Origin of the sequence: Streptomyces sp. NPDC008092, from assembly GCF_042957285.1 — a bacterium.
GTDB lineage: Bacteria > Actinomycetota > Actinomycetes > Streptomycetales > Streptomycetaceae > Streptomyces.
The window spans coordinates 1-14,487 of the sequence record NZ_JBIBHY010000031.1 but is presented as its reverse complement, the minus strand read 5'-3'; the positions used below and the strand labels follow the sequence as shown (position 1 = coordinate 14,487).

The following is a 14,487-nucleotide window of genomic DNA, read 5'->3' as shown; positions in this document are numbered from 1 at the left end:
GCCAGTCAAGTGGAGAAGGAAACGATGTTCGCCGTCTACGCCAGTGAAGCAAGCCCTCAGGACCCCCTGGCCGCACTGCGGGTCGGTGAGAGACCGGACCCCGACATCCCGAAGGGACACGTCGCGGTCAACATCCGCGCGGCGAGCCTCAACATGCACGATCTCTGGACACTGCGTGGCGTCGGCATCACGCCCGACAAGTTCCCGATGATCCTCGGAATGGACGGTGCCGGCATCCTCGACGACGGCACCGAGGTCGTCGTCTACCCGGTGATCACGTCTCCCGGATGGCAGGGCGACGAGACACTTGACCCCCTCCGTCACACCCTGACGGAGGACTGTCAGGGCACGTTCGCCGAACGTGTCGTGGTCCCGGCACGCAACGTACTGCCGAAGCCCACCGACATGACCTTCGGCGAAGCCGCCTGCATGGGAACGGCATGGCTGACGGCATACCGCATGCTCTTCGTGAAGTCCGGGCTGAGACCAGGGCAGACCATCCTGGTCCAGGGCAGCTCCGGGGGCGTGTCGACGGCGCTCATCCAGTTGGGCCGGGCCGCAGGATTCCGGGTCTGGGCGACGGGCCGCTCCGAGGCCAAACGAGCGCTGGCCGGAAAACTCGGGGCGCACGCCTCGTTCGCATCGGGCGCCCGGCTTCCCGAGCGTGTCGACGGCGTCTTCGACAGTGTCGGCAGGGCTACCTGGTCGCACTCGATCAAGGCACTGAAGCCGGGGGGCGTCGTGGTCACCTGCGGTGCGACGACCGGCGATCCCATGGCGGCCGAACTGCACCATATCTTCTTCAAGCAATACCAGGTCATCGGCTCCACGATGGGCACATGCGCCGAACTCCGCGACCTGCTCACCTTCTGTTCCGCGACCGGCACGCGCCCCCAGATCGACTCCGAACTGCCCATGGACGAGGCAGAGTCGGCCTTCCGGTCGATGCTCGACGGTGGCATCAACGGCAAGATGGTCCTGACTCGCTGATGTGATCAGGGACGGGTTCCTGAGGGCGCCCGATCCGACTCCTGGGCTACGGTGTCGTGGGTGCCCACGGGATCGCGGCCCGGGATCCGTCGGTCCGCCGGAACCGCGCCGTGGTCACCAGGCGCAGGGCGAGTGGGGCAGGATTCACACAGGCGATGCGGAAGTGGCTCGTCCTCCTCACGCCCCCTCGGGCCGGTTCCGACGAGAACACCGACGCAGTTGAAGGCGTTGAGCCGGGTTAGCACCATGTCGGGAGGACCGGCCGCGCTTGTCCACAACGGGCTGAGAACGGCGAATCCGAAGCCCGCAAAGTCTGCGGCGACGACGGCGTACAGCCAGCTGGGGCGTCAGCCGGAGCGGTTGGGATGGCGGTTGCGGGCAGGGCCGCAACACGGACTGCCGTCATCGGCTCGTTCCGGCGGACCAGGATGTCGGCGTTACCCAGGTGCCGGCGTCACCGCGAGATCGCGCCCGCGGGCAGGCGCTCGCTATGAGCGGCCTAGGTGTCCGTGCGTGTGCGGGAGAGCTCGTCCGGGCTCCGTCTACCGACGAACGCGGTGAGGAATCATTCCCCACTTACTTGTCGAACGTACAGCTTGTATGTACCGTCACGGGAGGACGGCAAAGAGGCCGAAAGGACGGATGGTCGTGTTCCCCATCATCGATTTCGAGACCGACCCTCCCCAGTTGGGCGGCGGTATCTGCCGCGAGTGCGGATTCGTGTTCTTCCCCTTCCAGAGCTATGGCTGTGAGCGGTGCGGCGCGTACGGGGACTCCCTGCAGCCCGTCCGGTTGCGTGGAAGCGGTGAGGTGAGCGCCACCACGACCGTCCACCGGCACGCGGATCCGTCCCGGAAGGCGCCCTTCCAGGTGGTGCAGGTCGAGCTGGAGCAGGGGCCGCGGGTCCGGGCGCTGTCCGTCGAGGGCGCCGAGATCGAGGTCGGCAGCCCGGTCGAACTTGTCCGGCTGTCGGACGTCGACGTGTCCGAGGACCCGCGGCTGGCCGTGCGGTTCGCCCCGGTGACAAAGGAGTCCTGGTGACCAAGCTGCTGGGTGACTTCGAGCCCGTCTACGTCGTGGGCGCCGGTTGGCATCGCTACCAACCGCTGAGCGAGACGACCTACGTCGAGCTCGGGCTGACCGCGGTTCGAGCCGCACTGGCCGACGCCGGCATCGGCTGGGAGGACGTTGACGAGTCGTTCATCGGCCACGGCCGCCTGGGCATGGCTGCGGGGCGGCCGATGCTGCGTCACCTGGGGGCCCTGGGCAAGCCGCTGGTGCACGTGGAGAACGCATCGGCCTCGGGTTCGGCAGCGTTCCGGCTGGGCTGTGTCCAGGTGGCTGCCGGCGTGAGCGACGTGGCTCTGGTCCTGGGGGTCGACAAGCCCCGTCCGACGTACCGCTCGCCCACGGGCACCCAAGGCCTCGCGGACGACGCGATCGTTCCGTTCACTCACTTCTCGCTGCTGACCGGGGCCTACACGTCGGCGTACGGGGTGACGGACGAGGACATGGCCCGGATCGCCGTGAAGAACCACGGCAATGGTGCGAAGAACCCGAACGCGCACCGCCGGCAGCAGCGGACCTTGGAGGAGATCCTCCAGGGCCGGAAGGTCGCGGGTGCTCTGACCTCACTGCAATGCTGTCCGGTTGGCGAGGGGGCGGCTGCCGTCCTCGTCGCCTCCGAGACGGCCATCAACCGGCTTGGCATCGACCCAGGCAAGGCGATCCGCGTGGCCTCCTCGGCGGCGGTCACCGAAACGACCGTCTCCTCGGACCAGCAGGTCACCGAGGAAGTGATCGCCCGGGCCCTGCACGAGGCGCAGACCCCGGCGAGCGAGCTCGACGTGTTCGAGTTGCACGACGCCTTCACCATCGAGGAAGCGCAGTACGTCGAGGCCTCCGGCATCGCGCCACCCGGCCAGTACATCCCGATGCTGAAGGAGGGCGCGTTCGACATCGGCGGCAAGTGCGCCGTCAGCACATCGGGCGGGCTCATCGCGATGGGGCACCCGATCGGGCCGACCGGCGTCGGTCAGATCGGCGAGATCGCCCTCCAGTTGCGTGGGGCGGCGGGCGAGCGCCAGCACCCCGGAGCCCGCGTCGGTCTCGCCCACATGGTCGGTCTCGGCGCCGTGGGATACGCCCACGTACTCCGCAGGGACTGACGGTCCAGATTCCATTCCCCCATCCGCATGTCACGGAGGCAACGATGCTTGCTGGCCCTCGGATGACCCGGCCGCACCTGCGGCTGCCGGCTTCCCCTCCCGCCCCGATCTCCCCGAACGCGGCGATCGACAGAGCCCAGTTCCGTAAGGACTTCGATGTGGTCGCCGAGCATGGAGCGCCGATGGCGATCACCAGTGGCGAGAGGGTGCTGGTGGGCAACCATGTCAAGTGATCACCTGGCTGAAGAGAAGGCTCCGGCGCAGGCGACGGCGTTGCCGAACTCCGTGGAGCACTGGACGGCACGCGAGCCCGACCGGGCGGTGCTGTTCGAGGCCGACAACGAGATGACCTGGGCACAGATCGACGAGCGGGCGGACCGGCTGGCGGAGGGACTCGCCCGGCACGGCGTGGGCGCGGGGGACGTGGTGGCCGTCCGCACTCTGGTCCGGATGGAGTGGGTGGTCATCGACGCCGCCCTTGCCAAGCTGCGGTGCCGGCTGCTCGGGATGAACTGGCGGCTCACACCCACGGAAGCGCGTTTCATGCTGACCGACAGCGACGCGAGGGCCGTTGTCTGCGACGACCAGGACCCCGCCGCGTTCGCGGAGGCGCTGACCGGTACCGGCGTGGTCGTCGCGGTGTCGATGGACGTGCCGGCCGCGGGTTTCGTCGACTATGCGGAGCTGGCGGCCACCGAGCGGCGCCGTCGCCTGTCTGCGGGCTCAGCACCACTGGTGATCTACACCGCGGGCACGACCGGCAGGCCCAAGGGCGTCGTGATGGGCCCGCGGCCCGGCCGTGAGCAGGACGCTGCGGAGTTCCAGGCCGACATCGCCTCGTACGCGGCCGGCATGCGGGACGACGTTTACCTGGCAACGCTTCCGTTCTCACACGGCGCGGGGCCGAACCAGGTCCGCCGGGTGCTGAGCCACGGCGGCCGGATCGTCTTCCAGCGGCGGTTCGACCCGGTCGGAGCCCTGGACCTGATCAACCGGTACGGCGTGACGACCTGGAGCACCGTGCCGACGATGCTCCAGCGGGTGGCGGCATTGCCCCCGGACGTCCTGGAGCGCAAGCGGCCGACCCACCTGCGGATGGTGGTCACTGGCGCGGCGCCGAGCACCCCCGAGCTGAAGTCGTGGCTGGAGGACTACTTCGGCGAGATCCTCTACGAGTCCTACGGCACGACCGAGGTCGGTCTGGTCAGCATCGCGCCCCCGGGGCTGAGGCGTACCAAGCCAGGCTCGTGCGGGCTGCCGTACCGGCACGTGGAAGTTGACATCCGGGATGCGGACGGAACGGTGCTTCCCGCCGGGACCACCGGCGAGATCTGGGTACGGACCCCGGTCGTGCTCAGCCGCTACGTCAACGCACCGCCGCTCGGACCGGATGTGCTCGACGAGGCGGGATATTTCCGCACCGGGGACGTCGGCCGCCTGGACGAGGGCGGCTACCTCTTCATCACCGACCGGGTGAAAGACATGATCGTCAGCGGCGGGGTGAACATCTACCCCGCGGAGATCGAGGCCGCGCTGCAGAGGCTGGAACCCGTCTTCGCGGCCGCCGCGATCGGTATCCCGGACGAGGAGTTCGGCGAGCAGGTGAAGGCGTTCGTCGAGCTGAAGCCGGGGGCCACTGCCGCGGCGGACGAGCTGATCGCCGGGCTGCGGGGCGTTCTGGCGTCGTACAAGCAACCGCGGTCGATCGAGATCGTCGACCAGCTGCCGCGAAACCACATGGGCAAGTTGCTCAAGAAGGACCTTCGAGCACCGTACTGGGAAGGCAAGGAGCGGAAGATATGAGTGGAGACATCCTCGACCTCGGGGGACGCGTCGCGCTGGTCACCGGAGCGGGGCAGGGCGTCGGGCGGCAGATCGCGCTCCACCTCGCCCGGCACGGAAGCGGTGGCGTCGCCGTCAACGACTACGTCATGGAGCGCGCGGAGAAGGTGGTCGAGGAGATCCACGAGGCCGGCGGCAAGGCGTTCGCGGTGCAGGCGGACGTGAGCGACCACGAGGCGGTCAAGGAGATGGTCGCCGAGGCCGAGGCGGCCCTCGGCCCGATCGGCGTGCTGGTGAACAACGCCGGCAACATGGGTGCCAACCCCAACCCGGACATCCGCAAGCCCTTCTGGGAGACCGGGCCGGAGGTGTGGAACAGCACGATCGGCGTGAACTTCTACGGCGTGCTCAACTGCGTCAGCGCGGTCGTACCCGGCCTCATCGCGCGGCAGGCGCCGGGCCGGATCATCACGATCATATCGGACGCGGGCCGTTACGGGGACTCCGGGCTGGAGATCTACGGCGGTGCCAAGGCCGGCGCGGCCGGCTTCCTCCGAGGCGTCGCCCGGACCCTCGGCCGGTACCAGATCACCGCGAACAACATCGCCATCGCCGCGACCGAGACGCCCGCGACCGCCGACCGCCTCAAGGCCGACCCCGAGCGGCTGAAGAAGGTCATGTCCGGGTACATCATCCGCCGTCCCGGGCAGCCGACGGACGTCGCCAACATGGCCCTCTTCCTCGCGTCCGACGCCAGTTCCTGGATCACCGGCCAGACCTATCCGGTCAACGGCGGTTTCACCCTCGCACTCTGATCCCCTGTTAAGAGGTATGCGTTCATGTCCGAGACCGTGCGTACCGAGGACCTCGTCCTCACCGAGCGACGTGGCCACGTACTCGTCATCACCATCAACCGGCCGGAGGCACGAAACGCCGTCGATCCGGCCACGTCCGAGCAGCTCAACAAGGCGATGGACCTGCTCGACGACACCGATGACCTGTTCTCCGGCGTGATCACCGGCGCGGGCGGGACCTTCAGCGCCGGCGCCGACCTGAAGGCCGCGGCCAAGGCCTCCGGTCGTGCCGCACGTCCGCCCCGCGGTGGCTTCGGTGTGATGAGGCGTCCGCCGCGCAAGCCGCTGATCGCCGCCGTCGAGGGCTACGCCGTCGGCGGCGGCTTCGAGGCCTGCCTGTCCTGTGATCTGATCGTGGCCGCCGAGAGCGCCCGGTTCGGGCTCCCCGAGGTGCGGCACAACGTGATCGCGGTCGGAGGCGGGCTCTTTCGACTGCCGAAGCGCATGCCGTACCACCTGGCCATGGAGCTCGCTCTGACCGGCGAGTTCCGGGACGCGGCGTTCTTCCACAAGTGGGGCGTCGTCAACCGGGTCGTGCCAACCGGAACCGCTCTCCGGGCGGCTGTCGAATGGGCGGAATCGCTGCAGGTCAACGGCCCCACCGCCGTTGCGGCGTCCAAGGAGATCATGTTCCAGTCGGTTTCCTGGAGTACTGAGGAGCAGGCGTGGGAGGCACAGATGCCGATCGCGGCGAAAGCGCTCGAGTCCGAGGACCGCGCCGAGGGACTGGCGGCATTCGTCGAGAAGCGCAAGCCGGTATGGAAGGGGCGCTGACCGGCCGCGCGGAGCAGCCGCCACCCGGCGGCTACGATGTTCCCGTGGTCGAGCGCCGTACACAGGCTGAGCGGCGCGCCGAGTCGCGCGACCGCCTGATCAAGGCGGCCATCAGGCTGTTGGCAGAGCGCGGCTACGCACACGCCTCGTTGGTGGAGATCGGCCGTGCGGCGGGTTTCAGCCGTGGTCTGGTCAACCACCACTTCGGATCCAAAGAGGCGTGCATGCGTGCCGTCGTCGAGCACATCCGCAACACCGCCGGGCTCCGTACCCAGAAGCTCGGCGGACGTGGTGCCGACGCCATCGCCGCCCTCATCGACAGCTACTTCGACACGCTTGTCGATCCGGCGAACGTCAATGCTCAGGCGATGTACGTCATCCTTGTCGAGGGCCTGACGGCTACGCCCGGACTACGGGCAGCCGTCGCCGAGACCAACGCCCTCACGAGGAGCTTCATCGCGGGGCATGTCGCCGAGATGTTCGACGTCCCGGTCGACCGCGGCGACGGGGACCCAGAGGTCCGAGCGATCGCGACGGTGATCGAGGGGATCTTGAGGGGCGTAGCCGTGCAGTGGCTGGCGGACCCCGACAACGTCGACCTCGATGCCGTCAAGACGACGACCAAGCTGATGATCAACAGCGCTGTCTCGTCGCTCGAACTCCGGCGGTAGTCGTTCAGTCCGTCAACGTCGTCGGCTGCCTGACGTGCACACCGGCCTGCCTGACGCTGACCGGTGTTCATCAGCCTTGTCGGTGTCAGGGGCGTCGGCGCTCCTCGTCTTCGTGTCCGACACGGACGACCGCATCCACAGCCGTCACCCCTTCGCCGACCCGTCCGATCAGCACCGGATTCAGCTCCGCCTCCACGATGTCGTTGCTGGTCGCGAGGGTGGAGAACCTGGTCACCAGGCCGGCAAGAGCGTCGAGATCACCCTCAGGAAGGCCGCGGAATCCCCGCAGTGCCCCGAGCGAGGTCACCTCGCCGAGCATTTCGCGGGCCGTCGCCAGGTCGACCGGAGCGAGCCGGACGGCTCGGTCGCGGTACAACTCAGCGAGTACGCCACCCGCCGCGACGACCACGAGTGGTCCCACCTCCGGATCGAGTCTGTATCCGATGAGCACTTCGCCGAGCGCCGGGCACATTTGCTGGACGAGCACCTCGCGCAGGTCGACTCCCACAGCCGCGACGGCGTGGCGGATCCGTGCGGCTGCGGACCGGACCTCCTCCGGGCCCTCGACGCCGAGCACCACGCCACCGGCCTCGGACTTGTGCGCGAGGTCTGCCGACAGCGCTTTGACCGCAACCGGGTAGTTCAGTCCGCGGGGCACCGGCCCGCTGACCGGTATCACTGTGTAGGGGGCGATCGGGACGTCGAGGTCTGCCAGGCGACGGTAGGAACTCGCCTCGTCGAGGACACGGGCGCCTCGCCTGCCGGCGCGGCCGGCGGCGACCGCGCCGGGCACGGACCGGGACAACGCGGCGGCAACGACGTCGGCGCAGGACTCGGGTGTGCGGAAGGCGGGGACGGCGGCCGCGGCGAGCATCGTGAGAGCCCGGGGTGCGTCGGGAACGACGAACACCGCGAGCGGGTAACCGCGGTTCGCCCGTTCGACCAGCGGCGCGACCGCCAACTCGGGCTGTGTCCGTGCCGAACTGCCTACGACCACCACGAGCAGGTCGACCTCTTCGGCGGCGCCGAGAACGTCAACGGCGGCCCCCATGATCTCCGGCCGGGTGCCCGCCAGCGTGAGGTCGACAACGGAACCGAACGCGGTCCTGACTCCTTCCGCCACCAGCCGGTGGCGGGTCTCGTCCGATGGCGTCGCCATCGGAACCCCTCGGAGTCCGAGCTGATCGACCACCATGGCTGCGCCGCCCCCCGTGGTGGTGACGACACCGACCCGGCGGGGCATGCTGTCGCGCACTCGTGGTCGTACGTTGCGCAGGAGGGGGAGTGCCTCCACCAGGCCGTCCAGAGTGGACACGCGGGCAATACCGCAATCGGCCAGGAACGCCCCCGCGACATCGTCCTCGCCGGCCAGCGCCCCGGTGTGTGACTGGGCGAGTTCCGCGGCGACCGCGGAACGGCCCAGTTTGTAGGCGACGACCGGCTTCCCGCGCTCCGCGGCAGCCAGGGCGAACTCTCGTATGCGGTCGGCGTGCTGCAGCGACTCCAGGAAGAGCAGATACCCGGTCACCTCGTCGTCGTCGACCGTCGCCGCGCAGATCTCCCCGAGCGACAGGTCGACTTCACCTCCGGTGGATGCCATGCGGGCGAAGCCGAGACCGCGCTCGCGCCCCCGGGACAACAGCGCGCCGAGCATGCTGCCCGAGTGCGACGCGACCATGATCCCGCCGGCCTGGAGGTCTGCCTCATGGAACGCCGCGTTGGCCGTCAGGGTCAGGCGGGCGTGCGGGTTGACGACCCCGAGGCTGTTGGGACCCAGTACCCGCACCCCATGGGCCAGCGAGGCCTCGCGCAGCGCTCGCTCGCGGGTGAGCCCTTCCGGGCCGCTCTCGGCGAACCCACCACTGAGCACGGTGACCAGCCGGACTCCGGCCCGGCCGCACTCCTCGACGGTGTCGACGACGTCGGCAGCCGGCGTCATGAGGAAGACGTGCTCCGGGACCTCGGGCAGCTCGCCGAGCGAACGGTAGACGGTTTCACCGCCGTTCGTTCCGCCGCGCCGGTTGACCGCGTAGACGGCGCCGGGGAAGCCGTCCCGGCGCAGGTACCCGAGTGGGCGCGACGAGGCTTTGCCGGGGTCGGAGCTGGCCCCGACCAACGCGATGCTCCCGGGTGCGAACAACGCCCGCGTCAGATCGGCTCCCGCCAGCGGGGCCCGCTCGACGGGCGTCACCGGGCTGCCCGCTGGCTGAACTTACGGCCGAGCACTTCCTCGGCTATGCGGTTCTTGAGGACCTCCACCGAGCCGCCGGCGATCATCCAACCGCGGGTGCGTCGCAGGCAGTACTCGACCAGGCTCTCCTTGCTGTAGCCGAAGGCGCCCATGAGCTGCACGGCCTCGTTCGCCGCACGGAAACCAGCCTCGTTGGCAGCGAGCTTGGCCACCGCGGTGTCGTAGGCGGTGGGCAGGCCACCGTCCGGTGGATGTACTGCGCGGGTGAGGAGCAACTGCGCGGATTCGAGGGCGACCGCCACTTCCGCGACCTTCCATTGCAGCCCCTGGAACTCGGCCAGCGGGCGCCCGAACTGTTCACGCTGAAGGATGTACTCCTTGGCCGTGGTGAACGCGAGCCGCCCAAGAGCCAGGGATCGGGCCGCGTTGCCGAGGCGCTCCACATTGAATCCGCTGATCTGCTTCTTGAACCCGCCGGGCCCGAGCAGGACGTTGTCCTTGGGGATGCGGCAGCCGTCGAAGTACAGCTGCGCCCAGCGTTCGCCGCTCAAGTACTCCGAGGGCTCGCCGTGGCTGAGTCCGGAGGTGCCGCGTTCCACGAGCACCGAGCCGATGCCGCCCACGCCCGGACCGAAGCGGACGTAGACGAGGAACAAGTCGGCGTCGACGCTGTGAGTGGACCAGATCTTCGTGCCGTCGAGGACACAGAAATCCCCGTCCTGTCTCGCGGTGGTCCGCAGCTCGGTGACCGCGGAGCCGGCCTGGGGCTCGCTCATGCCGAGCGCGATGAGCTTTCGGCCCGCCAGCAGGCCGGGCAGCCAGCGGGCTTTCTGCTCGGCGGTGGCGTACTCGGCGAACGTCCGAAGCGGGCCGAAGTTGCCCGCCTGCACGATGTCCGCGCTCTTGGGACACACGGCGCCGATCTCCTGAATCGCGATCACCGCGTCCATCAGGGACCCGCCCTGCCCGCCGTCGGCCTCTGGGAGGGCGATGCCGAGCAGGCCCTGGTCGGCGAGCAGCTTCGCCACGTCCCACGGAAACGCCGGATCGTGCGCCCGCCGGAGTGCGCCGTCCGCCAGGTGCTTCCTGGCGAAGGCCTGGACCGACGCCGCGAAGTCCCGTTGCGCCTCGGTGAGTTCGGTGACCATGATCACGCTCCCTGTATGGAGTACCATGCACTTGTATACAGGTCTGGCGAGGCGGGCTCAAGCTAAAATCCGCAGGGAGGTGCGATCACAGTGAGTAGTCGGGGTGACGGGGCGCTGCCGCCGCTGCATGCCAGGATCTGCGAGGATCTCCTGGCGGGTCGGCTGACGGCCGAGGACCGGTTGTCCGAGCATGCGCTCAGTGCCCGTTACGGTGTCAGCCGCACACCGGTGCGGGAGGCACTGGTGCGGCTGGAGCAGGACGGGCTGATCGAGCGCAACGGCGCCACCGCGCGGCTGCGCGTGAGGACGCCGGACGAGATCAATGACCTCTACCGCGCGCGGATCTCGCTGGAGCAGATGATCGCCGAGGACGCGGCCGAGCGGCGAGGGGAACTGGACCTGATGCGCCTGGAGCGGGCGTTGGAGGTCGCGGACGGACTCGACTCGGCCGACGCGAGTCCCGGTGAGCTGATGCAGGCCAATCGGGCGTTCCATGACGCGCTCGCACTGGCCGCGCACAACGCCGCGCTGCTCGACCTCCAGGCACGGCTTACCGTCCAGGTCGGACGGCTGCCCGCCACGACGCTCAGCGCGCCGGGCAGGTGGCCTGCCGCGCAAGCGCAGCATCGGGAGATCCTGGAGCACGTCCGCGCGGGGGACCGGGTGGCAGCCGGGGCGGTCGCCAGGCAACACATGGCCGACGCCCGGGATATTCGCCTGGCGCTGTCCCTGCGGAACGCCTGACGGGACTGCCTCGCGCCGAAGACTCGGGGCGGGCGGTTGCAGGGCTTGTTGCCACGCGGTCGGGCTGTCGCCGACGCCGATCGGCAACCGCCCAGGGCCTTGATCGTGGCGAACTCTGTGCAGGCGGCGGCCGTCGAGTTGGCTGGGAGGTTCTCCTCGCACCGTCCGCGATGGCAACGAGAGTATCGGCCGCAATGCGCTGCGGGCTCGGCGTCAGTGGTCTCGGTCAGGGCTGTCGGGCATCTGCTGCCCGGAACCCGTCGACAGCTCCTCCCGCGAGTGGTTCCGCCTGCAGAGCCGAGTAAAAATTATGTTGTTGACAGACAACTTTTCTTCCCGCACGCTGATGTGGCTCTCATCGAACTCAGCGAGGAGTTTTGATGCACTTGACGCTCGAGGGCCGCACGGTAGTCGTCACGGGAGCGGCAGGCGGCTTCGGTTCCGCGATCTGCCAGGTATTCGCCGAGGCCGGAGCACATGTGATGGTGTCCGACATCGACACCGAGAGAGCCAGGGAGGTCGCGCGAGCTCTCCCGTCGGCGACCGCGGTGACCACGGACGTGACCGACCCGGACGCGGTCCGCGAGCTCGTGGAGTCCACCATGGACGCCACAGGCAGGCTCGATGTGCTGGTCAACAATGCGGGCCTGCCGCACCTCAGCCGCAAACTGATCGACCTCCCGGTCGACGTGGTGGATGCGCAGCTCACCATGAACGTCCGCAGCGTCTTCCTCGGTTGCAAGTACGCCGTGCCGGCGATGCTCGGTTCGGCGGGCGGGGGCGTGATCGTGAACGTCGCGTCGATCGCAGGACGGCGACCCCGGCCAGGGCTGGTGATCTACAACGCGACCAAGGCAGCGGTCATCAACCTGACCCGCGGCCTGGCCGGTGAACTCGCACCCGATATCAGGGTCAACGCCGTGAACCCCGTGGTGTCCGAGACCGGTTTCATCAAGAACTCGCTCGGTGTGGACACTCTCCCCGACAAAGCCAGGGCGCACGTCGTGGCCGGCATTCCCATGGGTCGCCCCGCCCTGCCGCAGGACGTCGCGAACGCCGTGCTGTACCTGGCATCCGAGCCCGCTTCGTTCCTCACCGGTGTGTGCCTCGACGTCGACGGCGGCCGCAGCATCGCCTGAGCCGGCGTCACGAACTAGAACCCGCTCCGCTCATCCCCTCTCCTCCCCGGAGATCCCATGAACGACACCGGATCTGTCACACCCTCCCCAAGTGACCGGATGGCTCGCGTGCCCGTCCTCACCCGGTTGCACTACCGCTGGCTGGTGCTACTCGGCCTGCTGCTGTTCTTCGAACAGGCCGACCTGAACACATTCGCCTATGCCGCGCCCGCCATTCGCCAGGACTGGCACCTCAGCATCGGCGACATCGGAACGATCACCGCCGCATCGTTCCTCGGTATGTTCGTCGGCTCGATCTTCGGTGGTCGGGCAGCTGATCGCTACGGCCGCAAGCGGGTGATCGTCGGCGCCACCATCTTCTACTCGCTGTGTTCCCTGGTATCGGCCTTCGCTGTGGGCGTTGCAGACCTCGCGGTCTACCGCGTACTCACCGGTGCAGGGCTGCAGGCGATGGCAGTAGCGTTGATCACTTACGTCAGCGAGATGTTCCCCGCCCGCCTGCGCGGTCGCGTGCAGGCGTTGATCCTTGCTCTGAGCGTTCTGGGCATTCCCGCAGCCGCCGCCTTCGCGAGATGGGTGACAACCTACGGCAGCTCGGCATGGCGCTGGATATTCGTCATCGGCTCGGCCGGTATCATCGTGGCGCTCATGGCGATGAAACTGCTCCCGGAATCCGTGCGTTGGCGGTCGGCGCCCGGGCGGGACTCGGCAACCGAAGCTCTTGTCACGCGGGTGGAAATGTACGCCCGCAGCAAGACGGGCCGTGACCTGCCACCCGCGATGCCGACGTCTGTGCAGCCGAAGGGGACACCGCAAGAGCTGTTTCGCGCACCGAATCTCAAGCGCGTCGTGATCGTCAGCGTCGTGTTGATGCTCGGCGTGACCGTGTTCTACGGCTTCAACGCCTGGATCCCAACGGTCCTGGTCCAAAAGGGTTTCACTGCCGCCCAGAGTCTGACCTTCAGCTCGATCATCGCGCTCGCAGGTTTTCCCGGTGCGCTGTCGGCCATGTTGTTCATCGACCGGATCGAACGGCGCACCGCGATCATGCTGGTCACCTTTGGCATGGCCGGGCTACTGCTGATCTTCGCACTCGTGGACGACTATGCGATTCTGCTGGGCGCCGGCTTCCTGATGGTTCTGATCATGCAGGCCAGCGTGGCATGCACCGCCACGTACCTTCCGGAGATCTTCCCCACCCATTTGCGGGCTCTCGGCTCCGGCATCGGGAACGGCCTGGCGCGGCTCGCGGTCGTCGGCAGCAGTTTCCTGATCGCGGCGGTCCTGGCCCAGGCCGGCGTAGCGGCCGTGTTCACGCTTCTCTGTGGCGCCGCGCTCCTTGCCGCAGTGGTCATCGGCGTGTTCGGTGAGCGAACCCGCGGCCGGTCGCTTGAGTCGATCGCCGGAACCATGGTCGTGGCGGCTCCGGCGAGGGCGAAGGCGCAGGACGGCGGCTGATGAGCCATCCGGCTGCGCCCGTGGCGCGGCAGAGCGAAGCCCATGGAAAGCATCACCAGCACGGGCTTGGCGTTCAGGAGGGGACGTCACCTCGACCCCGGTTTTTCGGGGCTGAGCGCTCCTGCCCGGCTTCGCTGAGACATCTGCGGGCACATCAATCAACGTTTCCGACAACGGCAGTTGGGCGCGATATGGCGAAATGTTGGGCTGCCAGCATCACCGCCGCACGTAGGCAGCGCCCCGGCCGCAGCTGACGGCGATCTTGTTCACGGCACCTGTAGGACAGGCCTGGCGGCTGGAGGCTCAAGTTGAAGGGCTTTGAGCCAGGAACTGAAGGCGACTGCCGGGTCACAGGCCCCGGAATCCAGGTCATTTGACGGGTGCCATCGTGAAAACGGTTTTCACTAGGGTTCATGGCGTGTCACACGGGGCGGCCGCTCTTCGCACAGCAGCTCAGCGGTGGGCTCTCCGTGAGAAGCTGTTGTCTTTTCGATCTTGGGAGATGCGTGTCGAACGGGAGTCCCGATCGGGTGGTCGTGGGGCGCTGGGTGCATACGAAGGGGGCCTC

13 protein-coding genes are annotated in these 14,487 nt (G+C 68.3%); 11 read left to right on the top strand and 2 right to left on the bottom strand.

The window, feature by feature from the left end:
• The first annotated feature begins 24 nt into the window (after nt 1-24).
• The 8 genes from ACFZB3_RS49230 to ACFZB3_RS49195 all read left to right on the top strand — a co-directional run bounded on the left by ACFZB3_RS49230 (nt 25) and on the right by ACFZB3_RS49195 (nt 7,239).
• Nucleotides 25-990: a zinc-binding dehydrogenase gene (locus tag ACFZB3_RS49230; protein WP_391390282.1), complete on the top strand. Its 966-nt coding sequence runs from the start codon at nt 25-27 to the stop codon at nt 988-990.
• A gap of 648 nt (nt 991-1,638) precedes the next feature.
• Nucleotides 1,639-2,031, top strand: a complete 393-nt coding sequence (locus tag ACFZB3_RS49225) for an OB-fold domain-containing protein (protein WP_391390281.1) — start codon at nt 1,639-1,641, stop codon at nt 2,029-2,031.
• Nucleotides 2,028-3,158: a thiolase family protein gene (locus ACFZB3_RS49220; protein ID WP_391390279.1), complete on the top strand. Its 1,131-nt coding sequence runs from the start codon at nt 2,028-2,030 to the stop codon at nt 3,156-3,158. Before ACFZB3_RS49225 ends, ACFZB3_RS49220 begins: the two co-directional genes overlap by 4 nt.
• 44 nt (nt 3,159-3,202) lie before the next feature.
• On the top strand, nt 3,203-3,391 hold the full coding sequence (locus tag ACFZB3_RS49215; protein ID WP_391390277.1) for a hypothetical protein: 189 nt from the start codon (nt 3,203-3,205) through the stop codon (nt 3,389-3,391).
• Nucleotides 3,381-4,961: an AMP-binding protein gene (locus ACFZB3_RS49210; protein WP_391390275.1), complete on the top strand. Its 1,581-nt coding sequence runs from the start codon at nt 3,381-3,383 to the stop codon at nt 4,959-4,961. The genes ACFZB3_RS49215 and ACFZB3_RS49210 overlap by 11 nt, the downstream gene beginning before the upstream one ends.
• Nucleotides 4,958-5,755 carry an SDR family oxidoreductase gene (locus tag ACFZB3_RS49205; RefSeq protein WP_391390273.1) on the top strand — a complete coding sequence of 266 codons (798 nt, stop codon included), beginning with the start codon at nt 4,958-4,960 and terminating at the stop codon, nt 5,753-5,755. The genes ACFZB3_RS49210 and ACFZB3_RS49205 overlap by 4 nt, the downstream gene beginning before the upstream one ends.
• Before the next feature lie 24 nt (nt 5,756-5,779).
• Entirely contained in the window at nt 5,780-6,568 is a 789-nt protein-coding gene (locus ACFZB3_RS49200) for a crotonase/enoyl-CoA hydratase family protein (protein ID WP_391390271.1), read from the top strand.
• Nucleotides 6,553-7,239 (top strand): TetR family transcriptional regulator, encoded by a 687-nt coding sequence (locus tag ACFZB3_RS49195; RefSeq protein ID WP_391390269.1) that lies wholly within the window; start codon nt 6,553-6,555, stop codon nt 7,237-7,239. Before ACFZB3_RS49200 ends, ACFZB3_RS49195 begins: the two co-directional genes overlap by 16 nt.
• Before the next feature lie 85 nt (nt 7,240-7,324).
• Here ACFZB3_RS49195 and ACFZB3_RS49190 read toward each other — a convergent pair whose 3' ends face one another.
• Both ACFZB3_RS49190 and ACFZB3_RS49185 read right to left on the bottom strand, forming a co-directional pair.
• Nucleotides 7,325-9,430, bottom strand: a complete 2,106-nt coding sequence (locus tag ACFZB3_RS49190) for an acetate--CoA ligase family protein (protein ID WP_391390267.1) — start codon at nt 9,428-9,430, stop codon at nt 7,325-7,327.
• Complete coding sequence (locus ACFZB3_RS49185; RefSeq protein ID WP_391390265.1) at nt 9,427-10,578, bottom strand: acyl-CoA dehydrogenase family protein; 1,152 nt, start codon at nt 10,576-10,578, stop codon at nt 9,427-9,429. The genes ACFZB3_RS49190 and ACFZB3_RS49185 overlap by 4 nt, the downstream gene beginning before the upstream one ends.
• Nucleotides 10,579-10,668: 90 nt before the next feature.
• Here ACFZB3_RS49185 and ACFZB3_RS49180 point away from each other — a divergent pair, with 90 nt between their 5' ends.
• The 3 genes from ACFZB3_RS49180 (at nt 10,669) to ACFZB3_RS49170 (ending at nt 13,919) form a co-directional block, all read left to right on the top strand.
• A complete protein-coding gene (locus ACFZB3_RS49180) occupies nt 10,669-11,322 on the top strand; it encodes an FCD domain-containing protein (RefSeq protein ID WP_391390263.1) in 654 nt (217 codons plus the stop codon).
• A 386-nt stretch (nt 11,323-11,708) separates the two neighbouring features.
• Nucleotides 11,709-12,461 (top strand): glucose 1-dehydrogenase, encoded by a 753-nt coding sequence (locus ACFZB3_RS49175; RefSeq protein WP_391390261.1) that lies wholly within the window; start codon nt 11,709-11,711, stop codon nt 12,459-12,461.
• 57 nt (nt 12,462-12,518) lie between these two features.
• A complete protein-coding gene (locus tag ACFZB3_RS49170; protein ID WP_391390259.1) occupies nt 12,519-13,919 on the top strand; it encodes an MFS transporter in 1,401 nt (466 codons plus the stop codon).
• Nucleotides 13,920-14,487: the final 568 nt, after the last annotated feature.

Coding starts and splice junctions, on each gene's coding strand:
- ACFZB3_RS49205 (WP_391390273.1), top strand. CDS start 4,958: ATGAGTGGAGACATCCTCGACCTCGGGGGACGCGTCGCGCTGGTCACC.
- ACFZB3_RS49215 (WP_391390277.1), top strand. CDS start 3,203: ATGCTTGCTGGCCCTCGGATGACCCGGCCGCACCTGCGGCTGCCGGCT.
- ACFZB3_RS49200 (WP_391390271.1), top strand. CDS start 5,780: ATGTCCGAGACCGTGCGTACCGAGGACCTCGTCCTCACCGAGCGACGT.
- ACFZB3_RS49195 (WP_391390269.1), top strand. CDS start 6,553: ATGGAAGGGGCGCTGACCGGCCGCGCGGAGCAGCCGCCACCCGGCGGC.
- ACFZB3_RS49185 (WP_391390265.1), bottom strand. CDS start 10,578: ATGGTCACCGAACTCACCGAGGCGCAACGGGACTTCGCGGCGTCGGTC.
- ACFZB3_RS49170 (WP_391390259.1), top strand. CDS start 12,519: ATGAACGACACCGGATCTGTCACACCCTCCCCAAGTGACCGGATGGCT.
- ACFZB3_RS49210 (WP_391390275.1), top strand. CDS start 3,381: ATGTCAAGTGATCACCTGGCTGAAGAGAAGGCTCCGGCGCAGGCGACG.
- ACFZB3_RS49230 (WP_391390282.1), top strand. CDS start 25: ATGTTCGCCGTCTACGCCAGTGAAGCAAGCCCTCAGGACCCCCTGGCC.